At 50.8% G+C, this 19,815-nt stretch carries 14 protein-coding genes, 3 pseudogenes and 1 riboswitch; of the genes and pseudogenes, 11 read left to right on the top strand and 6 right to left on the bottom strand.

Features of this window, described 5'->3' with window-relative positions:
* Window positions 1–126 precede the first annotated feature (126 nt).
* Window positions 127–329: riboswitch (cobalamin riboswitch) on the top strand.
* Window positions 330–377: 48 nt separating this feature from the next.
* The 7 genes and pseudogenes from cobG to H6F76_RS27065 all read left to right on the top strand — a co-directional run bounded on the left by cobG (window position 378) and on the right by H6F76_RS27065 (window position 7,447).
* A complete protein-coding gene (gene cobG, locus H6F76_RS27095; protein ID WP_199322532.1) occupies window positions 378–1,874 on the top strand; it encodes a precorrin-3B synthase in 1,497 nt (498 codons plus the stop codon).
* A 5-nt stretch (window positions 1,875–1,879) separates the two neighbouring features.
* Window positions 1,880–2,575, top strand: a complete 696-nt coding sequence (locus H6F76_RS27090; protein ID WP_190513016.1) for an SAM-dependent methyltransferase — start codon at window positions 1,880–1,882, stop codon at window positions 2,573–2,575.
* The gene (locus H6F76_RS27085; protein WP_190513014.1) at window positions 2,568–3,197 is read left to right on the top strand and encodes a precorrin-8X methylmutase; all 630 of its coding nucleotides are present in this window, start codon (window positions 2,568–2,570) and stop codon (window positions 3,195–3,197) included. The genes H6F76_RS27090 and H6F76_RS27085 overlap by 8 nt, the downstream gene beginning before the upstream one ends.
* Window positions 3,198–3,382: 185 nt before the next feature.
* Window positions 3,383–4,078: pseudogene (locus H6F76_RS27080) on the top strand (precorrin-2 C(20)-methyltransferase); the annotation flags it as partial.
* 49 nt (window positions 4,079–4,127) lie between these two features.
* Window positions 4,128–4,862, top strand: a complete 735-nt coding sequence (locus tag H6F76_RS27075) for a Uma2 family endonuclease (protein WP_190452834.1) — start codon at window positions 4,128–4,130, stop codon at window positions 4,860–4,862.
* Window positions 4,859–6,238: a precorrin-3B C(17)-methyltransferase gene (cobJ, locus tag H6F76_RS27070; protein WP_190513012.1), complete on the top strand. Its 1,380-nt coding sequence runs from the start codon at window positions 4,859–4,861 to the stop codon at window positions 6,236–6,238. Before H6F76_RS27075 ends, cobJ begins: the two co-directional genes overlap by 4 nt.
* A 216-nt stretch (window positions 6,239–6,454) precedes the next feature.
* Window positions 6,455–7,447: a vitamin K epoxide reductase family protein gene (locus H6F76_RS27065; RefSeq protein ID WP_190513010.1), complete on the top strand. Its 993-nt coding sequence runs from the start codon at window positions 6,455–6,457 to the stop codon at window positions 7,445–7,447.
* Between the two features lie 118 nt (window positions 7,448–7,565).
* On the opposite strand, the pseudogene H6F76_RS27060 reads toward H6F76_RS27065, so the two are convergent.
* A pseudogene (locus H6F76_RS27060) lies at window positions 7,566–7,814 on the bottom strand (ribonuclease HI); the annotation flags it as partial.
* A gap of 287 nt (window positions 7,815–8,101) precedes the next feature.
* Window positions 8,102–8,569, bottom strand: a pseudogene (rnhA, locus tag H6F76_RS27055) (ribonuclease HI); the annotation flags it as partial.
* Between the two features lie 225 nt (window positions 8,570–8,794).
* Here rnhA and H6F76_RS27050 point away from each other — a divergent pair.
* A complete protein-coding gene (locus H6F76_RS27050) occupies window positions 8,795–10,852 on the top strand; it encodes a DNA polymerase III subunit gamma/tau (RefSeq protein WP_190513008.1) in 2,058 nt (685 codons plus the stop codon).
* On the opposite strand, the gene H6F76_RS27045 is transcribed toward H6F76_RS27050, so the two are convergent.
* From H6F76_RS27045 to ftsH4, 4 genes are all read right to left on the bottom strand, one after another.
* The gene (locus tag H6F76_RS27045; RefSeq protein ID WP_190513006.1) at window positions 10,849–11,748 is read right to left on the bottom strand and encodes an ABC transporter ATP-binding protein; all 900 of its coding nucleotides are present in this window, start codon (window positions 11,746–11,748) and stop codon (window positions 10,849–10,851) included. The two genes, H6F76_RS27050 and H6F76_RS27045, sit on opposite strands and share 4 nt — an antisense overlap.
* Before the next feature lie 5 nt (window positions 11,749–11,753).
* Window positions 11,754–12,560, bottom strand: a complete 807-nt coding sequence (locus H6F76_RS27040; protein WP_190513004.1) for an ABC transporter permease — start codon at window positions 12,558–12,560, stop codon at window positions 11,754–11,756.
* Window positions 12,561–12,769: 209 nt separating this feature from the next.
* A complete protein-coding gene (locus H6F76_RS27035; RefSeq protein ID WP_242036870.1) occupies window positions 12,770–13,552 on the bottom strand; it encodes a fatty acid desaturase in 783 nt (260 codons plus the stop codon).
* 261 nt (window positions 13,553–13,813) lie between these two features.
* On the bottom strand, window positions 13,814–15,673 hold the full coding sequence (gene ftsH4 / locus H6F76_RS27030; RefSeq protein WP_190513002.1) for an ATP-dependent zinc metalloprotease FtsH4: 1,860 nt from the start codon (window positions 15,671–15,673) through the stop codon (window positions 13,814–13,816).
* Between the two features lie 517 nt (window positions 15,674–16,190).
* On the opposite strand from ftsH4, the gene H6F76_RS27025 reads away from it, so the two are divergent.
* The 3 genes from H6F76_RS27025 (at window position 16,191) to H6F76_RS27015 (ending at window position 19,663) form a co-directional block, all read left to right on the top strand.
* On the top strand, window positions 16,191–17,204 hold the full coding sequence (locus H6F76_RS27025; RefSeq protein ID WP_190451804.1) for a TOBE-like domain-containing protein: 1,014 nt from the start codon (window positions 16,191–16,193) through the stop codon (window positions 17,202–17,204).
* A 102-nt stretch (window positions 17,205–17,306) separates the two neighbouring features.
* On the top strand, window positions 17,307–18,275 hold the full coding sequence (locus tag H6F76_RS27020; RefSeq protein ID WP_190512998.1) for a HEAT repeat domain-containing protein: 969 nt from the start codon (window positions 17,307–17,309) through the stop codon (window positions 18,273–18,275).
* Between the two features lie 287 nt (window positions 18,276–18,562).
* On the top strand, window positions 18,563–19,663 hold the full coding sequence (locus H6F76_RS27015) for an alkene reductase (RefSeq protein ID WP_190512996.1): 1,101 nt from the start codon (window positions 18,563–18,565) through the stop codon (window positions 19,661–19,663).
* The last annotated feature ends 152 nt before the right edge of the window (window positions 19,664–19,815 follow it).

The raw sequence follows: 19,815 nt of genomic DNA, 5'->3' as shown, positions 1-19,815 counted from the left end.
AAGTATGCCGCTAGTGAAGCAGGTATTCAAACTCTCAGGCTGATCGCTGACCGCTGATTGCTGATAGCCAATAGCCGATCGCTGAAAACTGACCTACTCATTACAAAAGTTGGCATCTCGCGTCTTGTCTGCCTTCTCATGCTAAGTTACTGAAGCCTCAAGTCGGGAAAGTCCGGTGTGATTCCGGTACTGTGCCGCAACTGTGAAGAGAAAGGACGAAGCAAAGGATGAAGGATAAACGCTAAAGGATAAATTTTTATCTTTAGTTTTTAGCCTTTAGCCCTTAGCCTTTCCAAGTCAGAATGCCGACTGGGCTGGTATCTGTGGGATGCCTTTGTCGTCTACTCCCTGCGTCGCACGGGGAAGGAGTAAAAGTTTTGTCAGCCTTAGCCGTATCACCATTTGCCACGTGTCCCGGTTTGTTTCAGCCGTCAGCCGCACAGGATGGGCTGCTTTTGCGCTTGAGAATACCGGGTGGACTGCTGACAGTGCCGCAGTGTGAGGCGATCTCTGACCTCGCTGACCAGTTTGGTGGCGGCTATGTAGAAGTGACAAACCGCGCCAATGTGCAAATTCGTGAGCTTCAGGCAGGCATTACAACAGAAATGCTGGATCGCCTGCAAAATCTTGATTTAGCAGCCCCGATCGCCGCTGTAGACTCACTTCGCAACATCATGTGTAGCCCTACCGCAGGCATCGATCGCCAGCAATTGCTGGACACACGCCCGTTTGTTGCTGCCTGGAACCGTTATCTCACGACTCGTCCCGATTTTGCAGTGCTGTCGCCCAAATTTAGCGTGTGCTTTGATGGTGGCGAAGCGGTTTCGGTACGCGATCGACCCAACGATATCAGCCTGGTTGCCGTGAAAATTGGTGAAGCGGTGTGGTTCCGTCTCCATCTCAATCTGGGTGAGCGTGGAGCAGCGCCCTGCGATGTCAAGGTGCTGATCAAGCCGGAAGAGAGTTTACAGGTGCTATCAGCCATAGCAGAGATCTACCGCGATTACACAAGCGCGATCGACACTACAAAACGTCGTAAACCACGCTTAAAAGAGCTTTTGCACGACTGGGGTGTGGAAAATTTTTTACAAGCAGTTGCACGTCATCTCCCCTTTCCCTTGCAGCGAAGTGAAAGAACTGACAACGTTTCACTAACAAATGGCTATCAACATTTAGCAATCCATTCGCAACGGCAAACCGGACTTTCTTACATTGGTACAATACTTCCCCTCGGTCGTTTAGAGACGCAGCAACTACGTGGCTTAGCAACACTTGCAGCACACTATGGCAGCGGCATACTGCGCTTTACACCCTGGCAAAACGTCTTGCTTCCTGATCTGCAAACGTCACAAATAGCAGTAGTACAGCAAAAAGTTGAACAGTTGGGCTTGCATACATCTGCAACGCATCCTCAAAGCGCGATCGTGGCTTGTTCTGGTACAACGGGCTGCAAGTCATCTGCTACTAATACGCAAGCCGATGCACTAGCACTAGTAACTTATTTAGAACAACATATTGCGCTTGATTGCCCCATTAATATCCATTTCAGCGGCTGTGAAAAATCCTGCGCTCAGCATCATACTAGCGATATTGCACTGGTTGGCGTAGCTCAAAATGGCTATGAAGCATATCACGTTTATGTTGGTGAAGATGCTTCAGATGAGGATAGTGCAAAGTTCGGTCGATCGCTCTATCAAAACTATGCCTTCACACAATTACCTGGCTTGGTTGAGCAGATGTTACGGGTTTACCAAAACCAACGATTGCACTCACAGGAAACCTTCAAGCACTTTGTCAAGCGGCATACGATCGCTGAATTGCAGCAGATTCTTAGTTCGTCGTCAGATTGCGGCTTGATGGGGGTTAAAGGCTAAAACTGATGGCAATGAAACTGGAGAAGGTCGTACCATTTGGGCGATCGCTAGATGAATATATAAAAATGTTTAACCTGACGGATGTTGATCTAAAGCAACGTCTTTTAGGGGTGGGCGATGGTCCTGCTAGTTTTAACGCTGAAGCAACGCAATTGGGTTATAGCGTTACTTCAATTGATCCGATTTATCAATTCAGCGGTGTCGAAATCTTGTCTCGTTTTCATGCCGTTGTGGACAATATTATGAGTCAGATCAAGGCATCGCCAGACGATTGGGTTTGGTCGTATCACCATTCACCAAATGACCTACGCAAAAATCGAGTGAAGGCGATTCATACGTTCATTAATGATTATGAAACTGGGAAAGCAGACGGACGTTATGTAATCGATGCCTTGCCTCATCTAGCACAGCTTGATCAAACGTATGATTTAGCCGTCTGTTCACACTTTTTATTTTTGTATTCAGAACAGTTCGACTATCAATTTCATCTAGAATCGATTCAAGAAATGCTAAGAGTTAGTCGAGAAGTGCGTATTTTCCCCATCCTCACGTTGATGCGCCAGCGATCACCTCATCTCGATCCAGTTATGCAAGCTCTAGCTGATCAAGGGCATCGTTTAGCGATCAAAAAAGTGCCTTACGAATTGCAAAAGGGCGGTAATGAAATGTTGATGATTACAACTGAACGTAAGCATGATTGACTACATTCGCGATGGTAACGAAATCTATCAACACTCGTTTGCCATCATTCGAGCCGAGGCAAATTTAGCAACATTACCAGCCACACTAGAAGCGGTAGCCGTGCGGTTGATTCACGCTTGCGGTATGACCGATATTGTGACTGATTTGGCGTATTCAGCTGATGCAGCGAGCGCAGGACGATCAGCGCTCATTAACGGTGCGCCCATTTTGTGTGACGCTCAAATGGTGGCAAATGGTGTTACTCGTCAACGCCTGCCTGCAAACAATGCTGTCATTTGTACGTTGAACGATCCACAAGTGCCTACGATCGCCCAAACCATTCAGAACACTCGATCAGCTGCCGCGTTAGAACTGTGGAAACCACATTTAGAAGGTGCAGTGGTGGCGATCGGCAATGCCCCAACCGCGCTCTTTCGCCTACTAGAACTGCTAGATGAAGGCGCACCCAAACCTGCACTAATCCTGGGCTTTCCGGTTGGCTTTGTCGGTGCTGCTGAGTCAAAAGCCGCTCTGGCAACTAACAGCAGAGGGGTTCCCTTTCTGACCATTCAGGGTCGTCGGGGTGGTAGTGCAATGGCAGCCGCAGCCGTGAATGCGTTAGCAAAGGAGCATGAATTATGACGGCAATAGATAGGCAGAAGGCAGAAGGCATGGGGCAGAAGGCAGAAGGCATGGAGCAGAAGGCAGAAGGCAGAGGGCAGAAGGTAGAGGAGGTAGGGGAAGCAGTGCAGCACTCAACCCTTAACCCTCAACACTCAACACTCTCTTCCCCCACTCTCGACGCCCGACGCCCGACTCCTCCACCTCTCGGAAAACTTTACGGCTTGGGCATTGGTCCCGGTGATCCAGAACTACTGACGCTTAAAGCTCACCGCATTTTAACTTCGGTGCCGGTGATTGCGTATCCCACAATGGAAAGCGGCAAAGTGTTGGCACGAGCGATCGTTGCAGATTTCATCCGTCCGGAGCAGCTTGAAGTGCCCATGCCGCTACCGTTTAGCGTAGAGCGATCGTCTCAGCCACATTATGATGCTGCCGCTGAGACGATCGCCCAGCATCTTGCGGCGGGACGCAATGTGGCGGTGTTATGTGAAGGCGAACCAATGCTGTATGGCTCGTTTATGTACATCTTCAATCGCCTTGCGGGACGCTTTGATACTGAAGTGGTGCCGGGGATTTCTTCGACCTTTGCTAGCGCTGCAATGCTGGGTGCGCCTCTGACCTATCGCAACGATGTTCTCAGCATTATGCCTGCGACGCTGGATGAAGCGACCTTGCGCGATCGCCTCGCTGTTGCCGATGCTGCCATCATCATCAAACTGGGCAGGCACTTCGCCAAAGTCCGCACTATTCTGGACGAGCTAGGTTTACTCTCACGGGCGCTATACATCGAACGTGCGACTATGCCAAACCAGCAGATTCGCCCGATCACCGACATGAATCCGGCTGACGTTCCCTACTGGGCGCTGATTCTCATCCCTAGCCAAACACGCCCTCAATGAAATTATTGATAATAGAATCACCTTCACCCCAGATCGGGGAACTGTTGCCATGACTTCCTTGCCTCAAACCACGACTTCTCAGTTAAAAGGGTCGGCACTGCCACCACTGGAAAACGGCGATCGCTTGACCCGTCCCGAATTTGAGCGCCGTTACCATGCCATGCCCAAATTGAAAAAAGCCGAACTGATTGAAGGAGTCGTGTACATGGCATCACCGTTACGCTTTAGACCTCATGCCAAACCACATGGGCGCTTAATCACCTGGCTAGGAGTGTATGAAGCCGCTACGTCGTGTGTAGAAATGGGCATTGAGCCAACCGTTCGTCTGGATATAGACAACGAGCCACAACCAGATGGTGTTTTACTCATTAGTGCAGAAAGCGGTGGGCGCTCTATGTTGAGTGAGGATGAGTACGTGGAAGGGGCACCAGAACTGGTCGTAGAGGTTGCTGCTAGTAGTGCCGCGATCGATTTGGGCGACAAGAAAAGAGCCTATCGACGGAGTGGCGTGCAGGAATACATCGTCTGGCAAGTGTTTGACCAAAAAATTGATTGGTTTCAGTTACAGGATGGGGATTACGTTTCGTTAGCACCTGATGAAGGTGTGCTTCACAGCCAGGTATTTCCAGGCTTGTGGCTAAACGTCGAAGCTATGTTGCAGGGCGAGATGCGATCGGTGTTAGCAGTCTTACAAACGGGCATTGAGTCCGCAGCGCATCAAGCCTTTGTCCAGCAACTTGAGTTGCAAGACAAGCCGAGCCAGGCAAACGATCGACCACAATGAGACCACCCGTTGTTATTATTCTTGGCGAAACCAGTGTAGCGATCGCACGGCAAATCCAGGCAGCACTGCCAGCCGCAACAATCTATGGTTTAGCTGGACGCACGCAGTCTGTTGATGTGCCATACGCCAACTTTGGTGACACGGTGCGAGAACTGTTCAGCAAGGGAACCCCCATCATTGGCATCTGTGCCGCTGGGATTTTGATTCGATCGCTGGCAACCCTGCTGACAGATAAACGAGCAGAACCACCTGTTATTGTTGTGGCAGATGATGGTAGTGCTGTCGTACCGCTTCTGGGTGGCTTAACGGGCGCGAATGAGTTGGCAACGACGATCGCTCGTGCCCTGGATACCAACGCTGCCATTACTGCCACTGGACAACTACGCTTCAACATTGTGTTAGAAGCACCGCCACGTGGTTATCGGTTAGTCAATCCAGAACACGCCAAAGCGTTCACGTCCGATCTCATTTCTGGAGCGACAGTGAGACTCCTTGGTGATGCGTCCTGGCTTAGTCAAAGCAATCTTCCTTTTACAACTGACGGTACTCACACGATCGAAGTGAGCGATCGTCCTGTAGCAGGCAGCGCGACCCATCTGGTCTATCAACCCGTTGTGGTTCCGGGTAAGCTGGCGATCGTCGGTACAGGTCCCGGAGCCGCTGAGTGGATGTCGCCGGAGGTCAAGGCAATGCTGCAAGCCGCCACGGATCTGGTCGGCTACAAGACCTATTTAGATCTGGTCGGCGCGTTTGCTCAAGGCAAGCGGCATGAATCGGATAATCGTGTGGAACTCGATCGCGCCCGTCAAGCGCTGGAACTTGCGGCTGAGGGTCGCTCAGTCGTCGTTGTTTCCTCTGGCGATCCTGGCATTTACGCGATGGCAGCCGCCGTATTTGAGGTGATCGATCGCGAGGCAAATCCGGCCTGGCAACAGCTTGAGATTCATGTAGCGCCTGGAATTTCAGCGATGCAGGCAGCAGCGGCGGCGATCGGTGCTCCACTGGGGCATGACTTCTGCGCCATCTCCCTATCGGATATTCTCAAGCCGTGGTCAGTGATTGAAGAACGCATTGCCTTAGCAGCGCAAGCTGATTTTGCAATGGCGTTTTACAATCCCGTTTCTAAACAACGAACGTGGCAACTAGATAAGGCAAAAGAGATTTTAATGAAATGGCGATCGCCCGCAACGCCCGTAGTGCTGGCACGTAATTTGGGTCGATCGGGTCAATCTGTGCAGGTTATTGCTCTCGATCAGCTCACAGCCGCACACGCAGATATGCGAACAGTACTGTTAATCGGCTCTAGCAAAACGCGCACGATCGCACGAGCTGATGGCAACGTTTGGGTTTATACACCACGGCACTATGAGGGCTAAGGGAGAGTTTTGAGTTGATTGAGCAATCAGCAGTCAGCTTGCGTCTAAAAACTAAAAACCAACAACTCTTTAGTCTCTTGCTCCCCCTGCTTCTCCTGCTCCCTCTGCCGACACTCAATCCCATGAGAATTGCTATACGATCAGAAGTTGCATAGGGCAGAATGGTAGGGTAACGCTGTTACGTTCAGGAGAACTGCCGGGTTTTGAGGATGTCTTATGTCTAAGGGTCTTGCCAATCGTCGTCGCACCGCTCCCTGGATTCAGCGCTGGTCGCGTCCGCTGCTTGGAGGCGTTGCCATTCTGGGCGCTCTCAACACTGCCTATATCACCATTTCTAAATTCACCAATACTGATACTGCTTGCCCAAGTGGGGGCTGCGAACAAGTGCTTTCCAGTCCTTATGCCACAGTGTTTGGGTTGCCGCTCGCGCTGTTTGGCTTGGTGGCATATATCAGCATGGCAATCTTCGCACTTGCCCCACTAGCTATCCAGGGCGATCAGCAAAAAGAGCTGCGATCGAACCTGGAAAACTGGACCTGGTTTCTGCTGTTTCTCGGATCAACTGCCATGTTGATCTTCAGCGGCTACCTCATGACCATTATGTTCACGAAGTTTGTGGCGCCCTTTGGTGTTAAAGGCATTTGCTACTACTGTATTGCGTCAGCGATCTTTTCAGCCAGCCTTTTTGTGCTGACGCTTTTAGGGCGCGTCTGGGACGATATCGGTCAGCTTCTGTTCTCAGGGCTGATTGTTGGGGTTGTAACGTTAGTGGCTACGTTGGCAATTTATGCACCTGTAGGCAAGCCTGTTGCGGATGCTTATAATATCGCGTCTGCTAGTGGACAAGTGTTTGCCACTATTAAAGACACCTCTGGCGAAGCAGAAATCCAGCTTGCCCGTCACCTCAAGCAGACTGGCGCAAAGATGTACAGTGCCTACTGGTGTCCTCACTGCACCCAACAGAAAAAGCTGTTTGGGGTAGCAGCACTGAATGATTTGCCGTATGTTGAGTGTGCTCCTGATGGCGTAGAGAGTCAAACGGCTGCTTGTCAGACGATTGCTGCTCAAGTTGAGAAACAAACGGGTCAAGGGTTTGGGTTTCCCACCTGGGAGATTAACGGTAAGTTCTATCCTGGACAGCAAACTTTGCAACAGCTAGCCGATGCCTCTGGCTACAAGGGACCACGTAACTTTAAGAACAGTTTGTAGTCCTAAGGAGATTTCTCGCAAACAAAGTACCCGTAGGGGCAAGTTTGATGCCAATGTGAGCAGCTATGAGCCACGACTCTGGCAAAACCTGTCCCCTACAAACGGTACTCATGACTGTCTAATCAACCCGTTCGAGCTGCCAAAGAATCTGGTTGCCTTCGCGCCTGACGCGCGATACTACCCAGTTTCGCCAAACCCAGTTGTCACCCCGACTAGTAACGGCGCTGGCGTTGACATCCATCAGGTCGGCTAGTTCCGAGCTAGTGATTAAGTAGCCCTTGCTCGAAAATTCGTCGGCGAAGTGTAGCGTGTCTACCAGGTCACGCAGTTGGGCAACTCTAATTTCGCGCGGCAGGTTATCGATCGCATCAGTCTGAGCGTGCGAATGAGCATCCATCGTGGGATTTACTACCTATAGCTACTGGCTTGATGATTAAAGAAATTTTTATGGTGACTAGAGCTTAACCCTGCAATGAGCAAGGGGTTTAAAAACCAGACTCCAATCTTAAGATACTGCGATGAATCAAAAGGTTTGGTACGAAACTGTTGGGTTAAAACATGAGCCTTTACAAAAATTGGCTTTTCGTAAAGTTGTCCAACAAAGGGTCGCTCTTTTGCTGTTGGTGGCTAGAGCGTCCGTTGCCACTCCGGTAGCTGCTTGAGGTCAGGCACTTTACCAAGCGAAAAGGCTCGGGCGATCGTGTCACAGCGTTCGTTACCGACATTGCCAGTATGTCCGCGTACATAGCGCCACTGAATCTGCTTCGTATTAAGCACATCTAACTGCTGCCACAGTTCAGGGTTTAGTACCAGTTTGCCAGTCGAGGTTTTCCAGCCTTTTTTCTTCCAGCCATGAATCCACTGTGTAATGCCGTTTTTAACGTATTCGCTATCGGTATATAGCTCGATCGGCTCTGTATAGCCAACGGTCTTGAGAAACTGGAGGGCTGCGATCGCCGCCTGCATCTCCATCCGATTATTGGTTGTGTGTGCCTCAGCTCCACCCATTTCATGTACCGAGCCATCGGCAAAATAAACGACTGTGCCCCAACCACCCGGACCAGGATTGCCAGAACATGCGCCGTCAGTATAAATTGATTGGATTTTTGGGCAGTCAGCCATGAGTATGCGATTATCAAATGACTCTTCAGGTTAACATACAGACGCTCATGGCAAAGGGCTTTTCAGCTTTCAGCTTACGTTTGTCACCTTCCTGCCTAGATCAGCCCGATCGCTACCGTACAAGCTTAACTTTGGTCGGGTAGTCTAACTCTAAGCAGCAAAAGTAGTTCATATGTTCGCAGTAGCTATCGCTTACGCTAGAGAATAGAACGTTGCTGTAGACCGATGACCTATCAACCGCTACATCACAAATATCGTCCGCAAACCTTTAGTGATCTGGTAGGGCAGGAGGCGATCGCCACTACGCTCACAAATGCTCTACACCAGCAACGGATTGCACCGGCTTACCTTTTTACTGGCGCAAGAGGCACGGGCAAAACGTCCAGTGCGCGCATTCTGGCAAAATCACTCAATTGTCTGGCGTACGAGGTGCCAACGGAGCAGCCCTGCGGTGTGTGCGAGGTATGCCAGTCGATCGCCAAAGGTTCGGCGCTAGACGTGATTGAAATCGACGCAGCTAGCAATACAGGCGTAGACAATATGCGAGAGCTGATTGAGCGATCGCAGTTTGCGCCTGTGCAATGCCGCTACAAAGTGTACGTCGTTGATGAATGCCATATGCTCAGCACTGCGGCGTTTAATGCGTTGCTGAAGACTCTTGAAGAACCGCCCAACCGAGTCGTGTTTGTGTTGGCAACGACTGATCCGCAACGGGTATTGCCAACCATTATTTCGCGCTGTCAGCGGTTTGACTTTCGGCGCATTCCACTGATGGCGATCGTGCAGCATCTCACAACGATCGCAGCTAAAGAAGCGATTTCAATTACCCAAGAGGCGATTACCCTGGTTGCCCAGATCTCTCAGGGTGGGCTGCGCGATGCCGAAAGCCTACTGGATCAACTTAGTTTGCTAGAAGGTGAGGTATCTGTTGATAAAGTTTGGGATCTGGTTGGGTCAGTGCCAGAGCGCGATTTGATGGACTTGCTGGAGGCGATCGCGCAAGATAACCCCGAAACTCTGCTTGATAGCGTTCGGCGGTTGATGGATCGGGGGCGCGAACCGTTGATTGTGCTGCAAAACCTCGCCAGCTTTTATCGGGATCTGCTGATTGCCAAAACGGCTCCAACTCGCAACGATCTGGTAGCACTGACACCACCGACCTGGGCAGCTCTTTGTAGCTTTGCCCAAGCCCTGGATGTGCAGACGATCCTGGCGGGTCAGCAACAGCTTCGCAGCAGCGAGGATCAGATTAAAAGTACGACTCAACCAAGGCTCTGGCTAGAAGTCACGTTGATGGGTTTGCTGCCATCAGCGGTCAGTAGTCAGCGGTCAGCCGTTAGCGGTCAGCAGTCAGCGGTCAGCAGTCAGCGGTCAGCAGTCAGCAGTCAGCAGTCAGCAGCAAGTGGGCAAACAGCTAGTCCATCGCAGGCGGCTAATGGGGGAGCAGCGGTACGTCCACCTATACCGGCAGCAATGTCCTCCCATACTGAGGCGATCGTGCCAAACGTAGCAGAAACCGAAGTACCCGCAATTGAGAAGCCTCTGCCAGTCAGCCGTCCTGCCGAGGTGTCAGCAGCATTACCAGTTGCAACGAGCCAACCAGCCAGTGATCAGGGCAGCAACCTTAGCGAAACCTGGCAGCAAATTCTGAGTCACATTGACCTGAAGGGCACCCGCGCTATGTTGAGCGTAAATTGCCACTTACTGAGCCAGAATGATGATGAAATTTTGGTCGGCGTGAAGGCTCAAAGTATGATCAAGATGATCACGGGCATGATTCCGCAGCTTGAGAAAGCGTCTGCCAAAGCCTTTAAGACAAAAGTTAAAGTTGCACTCCAGGTTGTAGAAGCACCACCTCAGGCGGCTCAAACAACGCCTCCGCCAGAAACCGTTGATCGCCTACCGTCCTCTGACACCGATCGTCCTGCACCTGCTAACGCATCCATGTATGGGCAAGCAACCAGTGGGCAGGCAACTGGTTTTTCTCAGCCCAATCAAGCAGGCATAGACTCTCCACCGAAACCCACTAACCGCGTTGCCGAAGGATCTGTTAGTGATTCCCCTCCGTTGTCTACCTCTGAGCGCTGGCAGCAAGAAGACGAAGTAACCCTCGCTGCCAAACAACTGGCTGATTTCTTTGGCGGCAGAGTGGTCGATATGAGTGACAGTGACACCGTAGCAGAAGCCCCCAAGCTAGCCGAAATTGACGCAGCTAGCCTTAAAGCTAAAGCAACAGAAGAACCAGAAGAAGATTTAGATTCAGACGACGATGTACCGTTTTAATTCATGCCATTCTTTAGCACTTCGTCGTAGATGTGTTCAAGGCGTACAGGTTGACGGGCGATCGACTCTAAGGGAATGCCATCAAAACGATCAATAAGATCCTTCATTTCTAGTGCTTCTGGGAGCCAAAAGGCAAGGTCATCACCATAGCGCCGACAGGGAAAGCCGAGGGTTTGGGCGCGGGCGATCGCTTTGTCTTCAGCAGTTGTTCGCACCACCACAATTTCTTGGGCAGCAATACATTGCCGCAGAGATGCAAGGCTACCCTCTGCTACAAGATAGCCCTGCTTGAGGATACCAAGACGATCGCACAAGCGCTCCGCTTCATCCAACAAATGTGTGGTGAGCAAAATGGTCATGCCCTGGTTCTGCAACTGTCGAATGAGCCGCCAGAGTTCGATCCGTGCTTCAATATCTAGCCCGGTGGTTGGTTCATCCAAAATCAAGAGTTTAGGGTTATGCACCAGCGCGATCGCCACACTCAGGCGACGTTTCATCCCACCACTTAAGGTCTCAGCAAGACTCTTAGCACGCTCTAGTAAACCGACGGATTCTAGGCAAGCAGGTATCTGTGTGCGGCGTTGCTGCCGTGAGATTCCGTAGAGCCGTGCAAAAAAATGTAAATTCTCTTCACAGGTCAAGCAAGCGTATTGCAGGTTCTCTTGCGGTACTAAGCCAATAAAGGGTTTCGTTGCGTCCGAAAGGGGACGATCGTAGATCGTGACGCTACCACTATCAGCTTGTAGTAAATGACAAAGAATGCGGATTGTTGTGGTTTTTCCAGCTCCGTTAGGCCCCAGCAAGCCATACACCTCACCAGGGGCAAGATTCAAATTCAAATTATGTAAAACGGCTTTTTGACCGTAAGCTTTGCACAAATTGGCAATTTGCAGCATAAACGCTATCGCCTCCTCTCGCTATTAAGCATCTGACGATAGGTTAGCCAGCCCACGCACACCATTACGCTTGCAAAGCCAACCAAAAACCATAGGTGCGGTGCAAGATCACCTCGATCGCTGTCTTGTGCGATCGCCAACGCCTCAATCATGTGGTAGATCGGGTTGAATTGAGCCAGGTCTCGTAAGGCTACGGGAAAAAACTCGATCGGAATAAAGGCACCACTTAGTAAGAGTAAGGGCACGCCCAGCGCCGCTATTAGCGCGTTCACATCTTCAGTACGGCGAGCCAGCTTTGCCCCAATGCAAAAGCCAGTACCAACATATGCCACCATGCTCAAACTGATAATTAGTAAACCTAAAGGCAGCGAACCCGTAAATTCAACACCAAATTCAGCACCCGTGAGGATAGCAATCGCATATACCAGCAGCGTTTGCCCCAGCCCGATCGCCCCATACGCTAGGAAAATCCCCATAAAGTAAGACGCACCTCGCAGCGGCGAAATCAGTAGCTGTTTCAGTGTCCGCTGTTCGCGCTCCGCCACGATCGTCGCAATACTGCCACCCAAACAGCTAAAGAACAGCGCCGTGCCAACCAGACAGGGAGGAACTGCCTGGGCAAAGGCAGCAGCAGTAGAAAGCTCCGAGCGCTCACTCAAAATCAGGCTATTGACAATCAGAATCGAAGCTGGAAAAATCGCCCAACAGATAAGGCTGACTTTACGCCGCCACAACTCCAACAAAATCCGCTGCGCGATCGCGGTCGTGCCCAACCAGTCGCGGGTTAACGATCGTTTTGTTTGTCCTTGCATAGGCTACTGTAATGCTGTGAAAAAAAGGGAAGAATCTGGCTATTGTTGGCAAGGACAATTAAATGGTTGCTAGCAAGCAAAATACCCGTAGGGGCAGTTTAACAACAAGGTGAGCGGCAGCGGTAAAGGCTCTAGCAGAACGCGCCTTTCTCAACAGGACGCAGGCTCGGTTTTAAGCGTTAATTGAGCGATAAGGGCGGCTGCTACCCCTACCTTGATTCAGCAGCGTTACGTTTTGTGCCCGTCTGGCTTATGTTTGGCAGTTGCCACCAGGGCACATGAGGATATTCATGATGTTCTCGGTGATAGCCAAAGTGGTAGCAGGTAAGCAGTGACCAAACATACGGACGGTAGATGCTGTTTGCCCGAAAGGGATTTTGGTAGCCGCTCAGTGGTTCGCGGTGCACCAAAAACGTGCCGAAATAGAAAAGCTGTGCCGAACTTAAGAGCGATGGCACTGCCCAAAACAAAATTAAATTCACTTCAGAAACGTGCAGCACGCGACTTAGAAAGTGATACGTGCCTGTAATAGCGAGAAACTGCCACCCACTCCAGTAACGACGCATAAACCGTGCATACCAAAGCAGTCCATGCGTGTCTTTGCCATTGTGGAAATCAGGGTCATTCTTACTAGCAGGATACTGATGGTGCTGCCAGTGCGCCTTGCGTAGCCTCCGATAGGGCAACCAGCCATAGAGAAGCAATGCCAGGAAGCCGATACTGTGGTTGAGCTTAGGATGCTGTGGCACAACACAGTTATGCATCGCATCATGAGCCGTGATAAATAAGCCAGCGTAAAGAAACGTTTGCCAAAGTACAGCGAGCAGCAGCAAAGGCAAAGGCTGCTCGTCTAACTGGAGTAACACTATCAAACTGGTGAGCCAGACCATGATAATGGTGCCAGCGATCGCTAGCCCTCCATAACCGTTGTTATGCGGGGTGGCTTGCGTTGATCGCCCAACCTGGTACAGATCGTCTTCGAGTAAAGTCAAACGTTGCTCCAGCACTAAAGCGTACATTCGTCTAACACTGTAATGCTTTAGTACGAAAGATTACAAATAGTTAAGCAAGTTTGCCTTAATCCTACGCTTTCTTCTTACCCAGATTTCTAAGGTTTTAGCAATTCGATCGTTCCAGCAACCTAAACAAAAACGTAGGGACAAACAGCTGTTCATCCCTACGTTTTTGCATCACCATGCATTTGTTACCAGTGTTGCCTGCTGTCATCGACACCGCAGGCTTCTCTTGCTGCTCTACGCCGCTGCTGCGACCTGATCTAGCAGGCTATGCAACGTCTTGCCTTCGATAACCTCTGTTTCCAGAAGCTGATTCGCGATCGTCTCCAGCAAATCGCGATTGGACTTGAGGATATCTAGCGCTTGTTGGTGAGCCGTTTCCACAATTTCTCTCACCTCACGATCGATCGCTTGCGCTGTTTCTTCACTCATGGCTTGTCGCGGGTTCGGCGCACCATCGTTTAGGAATGCAGCTTGCTGCGGTCGTTGGTAGGCTAGAGGACCCAGCACCGTGCTCATGCCATAGGTGGTCACCATGCGCTCTGCAAGGTCGGTTGCCCGCTGCAAATCGTTCGTGGCACCAGTGGTAATGCTGCCAAAGACAACTTCCTCAGCCGATCGTCCACCTAGCAAGGTCGCAATTTGACCCCGTAGTTCCGCTTCGTCCATAAGAAATCGATCTTCTGTTGGGAGTTGTAGCGTGTAGCCTAACGCCGCCATGCCACGGGGAACGATCGAGATTTTCTCTACCTTCCCGCCGCCAGTCATCAAAGAGCCAACGAGCGCGTGACCCACTTCGTGATAAGCGACGATCTTCTTCTCTTTGTCGTTGAGTACACGGCTTTTCTTTTCTAACCCTGCCACAACGCGTTCGATCGCTTCTGCGAAATCTTCTTGTGCCACCGTTTGGCGCTGGTTTCGCGCTGCCAACAGTGCTGCTTCGTTGACCAGATTTGCTAGATCGGCTCCTGCAAAGCCAGGGGTGCGTGTGGCGATCGCTTTCAAATCGACATCTGTACCCAGCTTGACCTTTTGAGCATGGATCTTGAGAATCAACTCACGTCCTGGTAGATCTGGACGATCGACCAACACTTGACGGTCAAAGCGACCCGGACGCAGCAATGCAGGGTCTAGAACTTCAGGGCGGTTCGTCGCTGCCAGTACAATCACTGTCGCCTCACCAACGGCAAAGCCATCCATTTCGGCAAGCAACTGGTTCAACGTTTGCTCCCGTTCATCGTTACCGCCGTAAAAGCCACCGCTATTACGAGACTTACCGATCGCATCCAATTCATCAATGAACACAATGCAGGGAGCCTGTTTCTTCGCCTGCTCAAACAGATCCCGCACACGCGAAGACCCTACGCCTACAAACAGTTCCACAAACTCAGAGCCAGAAATGCTAAAGAACGGTACGCCTGCCTCGCCTGCCACCGCTTTTGCTAGCAGCGTTTTGCCTGTCCCTGGTGGACCAACCAACAGTACCCCTTTCGGAATCCGTGCCCCAATTTGGGTATAGCGCCCTGGAGACTTCAAGAAATCGACAATTTCAACCAACTCAGTCTTTGCTTCTTCAACCCCTGCCACATCAGCGAAGGTGACTTTTTCCGATTCACCTTCCACATACACTTTGGCTTTGCTTTTGCCGATCGACAGCACGCCTTGGGGTCCACCGCCACCGCTACGTCGGATGAAAAACTGCCAGATGCCTACAAAAATCAGGGGTGGAATCACCCAGCTTAAAAGGCTACCAATCCAACCATTTTTAGGTGGTGGCGCAGCCGCAAACTCAACGCCTTTTTCCTCTAGCAATGTGGGTAAGCCTAGATCAAAGATAGGTGTCGTTGTAAACACTTGCCCAGGCTGCTCATCACTCGCTTTTAATTGAAATTGAATCTGGTTTTGACCAACTTGCGCTCGTTGAACTTCACCTTCCTGAACTTGATGGATGAAGAGGCTATACGGTACTCCAGGAATCTGCGGTCCTAAGATGACAGGCAGTACAAAGTTTGCAATCAACGATAACCCAATGAGCACCAGGAAGATGTTGCTGATCAGTCTGGAGCGTGGCGGAGTCGGTTGTTCTTTAATCGGCATGGTTTATCTGAAAGTCCTAAAAAGTGATGCGGTACTGTCTGTGTGTAAAAGCCTAAAGTACCTGCACTCCAGCGTCTTCTAACTGTGGAAGGAGTGTGCTCGTTGCGAGGTAACTAGAGCCGCAAGCTGGAAAAAGCGCTACCTCTCGCTGCTTGCGGTTTACCATAAACCAATACCTGGTTATAAGAAATTGCTACAAACGACAGCTCCAAAAGTTGTATAGCAGTATTTTTGGTCAGAACGATCGACCTAAACAAGTAGCCTTTTGTGCTGCCCTAGCAAGGTTAGACAGTAACGCCTTATAAACAAATGTAACAAATTATTTACATGGCTGACGGTTTTTGATCGCCGAACCACTTTTTGCTCGCTCTGGTGCTGCGGGTATCAGCGACAAACTTTTATCAAAAAATAATTTATTCTGCTTAACTTATACCTAGGATGTGCTAAAACTACGGTATCTCAATCAAAAAACAGGGTTTTGGTCAGTTTCATTTTCTAGCAGCTAGGAGCTTAGACCGTGGGGATTACCGTTGAAAATGTATCAAAGCAGTTCGGCACATTCAAGGCTGTTGACGAAGTCAGCGTTGAAATCAAGACGGGCTCGCTAGTTGCTTTGCTGGGACCATCAGGCTCAGGCAAATCAACGCTACTGCGGTTAATCGCTGGGCTAGAAAAGCCTGACAGCGGCAAAATCTTGCTGACTGGCAAAGATGCAACAAGCGCCAGTGTGCAAGACCGCCATGTTGGGTTCGTCTTTCAGCATTATGCCTTGTTTAAGCACTTAACCATTCGCAAAAATATTGGTTTTGGTCTCGAAATTGCTAAGTGGAAAAAGAGTCGGATTGACGATCGCGTGAATGAACTGCTGGATCTGGTGCAGTTGCGAGGCTTGGGCGATCGTTATCCCTCTCAACTTTCGGGTGGGCAACGGCAGCGTGTGGCGCTTGCTCGGTCATTGGCGATCGAACCAAATGTCCTGCTGCTCGATGAACCCTTCGGCGCACTGGATGCCAAGGTACGCAAAGATCTTCGTGTTTGGCTGCGGCATCTTCACGACAAAGTGAATGTCACCACTGTGTTTGTGACACATGATCAGGAAGAGGCAATGGAGGTTTCTGACGAATTGGTGGTGATGAATCACGGCAAGGTTGAGCAGGTTGGCAGTCCGGCTGAAATCTACGATCATCCGGCAACGCCTTTCGTGATGGGCTTTATTGGTCCTGTTAATGTATTGCCCAGCCACTCCCAAATCTTTCAGAGCAATGGTATTGACCCAACGCGCTCTGAAACCTTTTTGCGCCCTCACGATATTCTGATCGAAACCGTGCCTGAAGCAGCAAGCGCCCCAGCAACCCTTGAGCGTCTGGTGCATTTGGGCTGGGAAATTCAGGCAGAATTAACGCTGGAAGATGGACAGGCGGTTAACGTGTTTCTTACACGCGAAAAGTTTGATGAATTAAACTTGAAACCCAAACAACGGGTTTACCTGAAGCCGAAAAAGGCTAAGTCGTTTGTCCTTCAGGATGCTTAAGAAACGCATCACTTAATGCTGACTCGTGATTAAGTGATAGCAGTCCTTCTGTAAGATGGCTGGAGGAGCTACTTACAGGCTACTCCAGCGTTATCATCACGAATGGCAAGAGCACGCAAGCTAGAAGAGGCACTAGCGGCACTAAGCCAACTCGCCGACCTAACCACTGAGGCAGCGATCGCTACGCTGCGACAGACGTTAGCAGGCAAATATGGCGTTGCTATTGCTCAGGCGAGTCGTCTCATTCGCAAGGCTGAGATCTATAGTTTGGTGCCCGATCTCGCTAGCACCTTCGGTCGTTGCATGGTCAAGCCTGAAACGACCGATCCCGGATGCCTTGCTAAAACAGCGATCGCCGAAGCGCTGTATCATCTGGACTACCGCGAGGAAGCACTGTTTCTGCAAGGTATTCGTCATCTACAGATGGAGCCGGTATGGGGCGGCAAGGAGGATACGGCTCCAGCATTACGAAGCGTCTGCGCCTTAGGTTTGGTGCGGATGAATTACCCGCAGGTGTTGAGCGAACTTGCCGATTTGTTAGCGGATGCTAAAGCCGAAGCGCGCATTGGGGCAGCACGAGCGATCGCCTATACTAACAATCCCGAAGCTGCGCCACTGCTGCGGTTACGGATTCTGGTCGGTGATGAGCCACAGGTCTTTTCAGAGTGTCTGCTGGCGCTGCTCAAATTAACTCCAGTCGCAGCGTTACCGCTGGCTATACGGTTTCTTGATCCGCCAGTCGATCCACTTGTTCCGCAGCGCGCTACTGAAATCGTAGCAATGACGGCTCTGGCACTGGGCGAATCACGTTTACCAGAAGCTTTTGACCCGCTGCGGCGCTGGTGGGAACGATCGCGTGATGCCGAACGACGCCAAACCGCTTTGCTGGCAATGGCGATGCTGCGGCATGACGAACCACTCGACTTTCTCTTAGCGATCGTTGCTCAAGGACGGCCTCAAGATGCAACCGATGCGATCGCGGCTCTCAGTCTCTATCAGCAGGATGCGGTCTTATGGCAGCGTGTCTGCCAAACGATGGCGCAGCGTCAGAATGGCGGTGAACCAAGCTAGCAGATGGCACTAGCTATGAGCAACCCTTTTTTGACGTTGAGACTTTCACCGTTGGGCGAACGATCATCACTGCTAGACAACTTGTGTACTTGCACGATCAGCTCATTCGCAGTTATAGTTTAATAGTTCGAGAATCCTGAACAATTAAATAAAGTGATTCTGTATACCTTAGAAAGGTCTTGGTGTTATTTGGTCACGCTACGTCAAACGCAATACGCCTCTAACGACTCCCACAGCCGCAAAACCGCTGTTGTTTATAACTGATTCATCCACTCTGGAAATGCACTATGAGCGCTAACGCGAATCTGTTTTCACCGTTCCAACTGGGTCCCTATACGCTGCCAAACCGCATTGTCATGGCACCGCTGACCCGCAATCGTGCTGGCGACGGCAATGTGCCAACTGCGCTCAACGCTACCTACTATGTTCAGCGAGCCTCAGCAGGATTGATCATTGCAGAAGCAACGCAGGTAACTCCTTCAGGGCAAGGTTATCCAGCAACTCCGGGCATCCATTCACCAGAACAGGTTGAAGGCTGGAAGCTGGTGACAGAGGCAGTCCATAACCACGGCGGACGAATCTTCTTGCAGCTTTGGCACGTGGGACGGATTTCGCATCCTTCGTTGCAACCCGACGGGGCACTGCCTGTTGCGCCTAGCGCGATCGCCCCTGCTGAAGGTACAGCCTCTACTTACGAGGGTCCTAAACCTTATGTCACTCCGCGTGCCCTGGAAATAGATGAGCTACCCGGCATTGTTGAGCAATATCGTCAGGGTGCTGCAAATGCCCTAGCTGCTGGTTTTGATGGTGTTGAAATTCACGGAGCCAATGGCTATCTGCTCGATCAATTTTTGCGCGATGGCACCAACAAGCGCACCGATGCCTACGGGGGCAGTATTGAAAACCGTGCCCGCTTATTGCTAGAAGTTACCGCAGCCGTTGTTGATGTTTGGGGCGCCGATCGTGTCGGCGTCCGTCTTTCACCTAGCAGCACCTTCAACAGTATGTCGGACTCTGATCCAAAGGCAACATTTAGCTATGCGATCGAGGCGCTTAATCAGTTTGGGCTGGCGTATCTGCACCTGCTAGAACCCAGCGAAGCGGATGCCCGTTATGGTGGCACCCTGATTCCAACGTCGTATTTCCGTCCCATCTTTAAAGGCACGCTGATGACTAACTGGGACTACGATCGCGACAAAGCTAACGCTGCGATCGCTAGCGGCGATGCCGATCTGGTGTCCTTTGGTAAGCTCTTTATCGCGAATCCCGATTTGCCAGAGCGCTTCCGAATTAATGCATCACTGAATGAACCTAATCCATCAACGTTTTATGGTGGTGGTGAACAGGGCTATATTGATTACCCAGCACTTGAACTCCAAACACGCTAGGGCAAGGGAGCAGCAATCACTGTTGAGTTGAAGCTTATATGGGTGGATGGGTCGATGGTTCATCCACTTAGCCAGACTCAGGTGTCCATCTGCATGAATAAAGCGCAGCCAAAAACGCAAAACGAGTGAGCGCTTTAATCCATCTACTTAGC

The organism is Leptolyngbya sp. FACHB-321, assembly GCF_014695975.1.
GTDB lineage: Bacteria > Cyanobacteriota > Cyanobacteriia > Leptolyngbyales > Leptolyngbyaceae > Stenomitos.
This window is presented reverse-complemented; position numbering and strand designations above follow the sequence as displayed.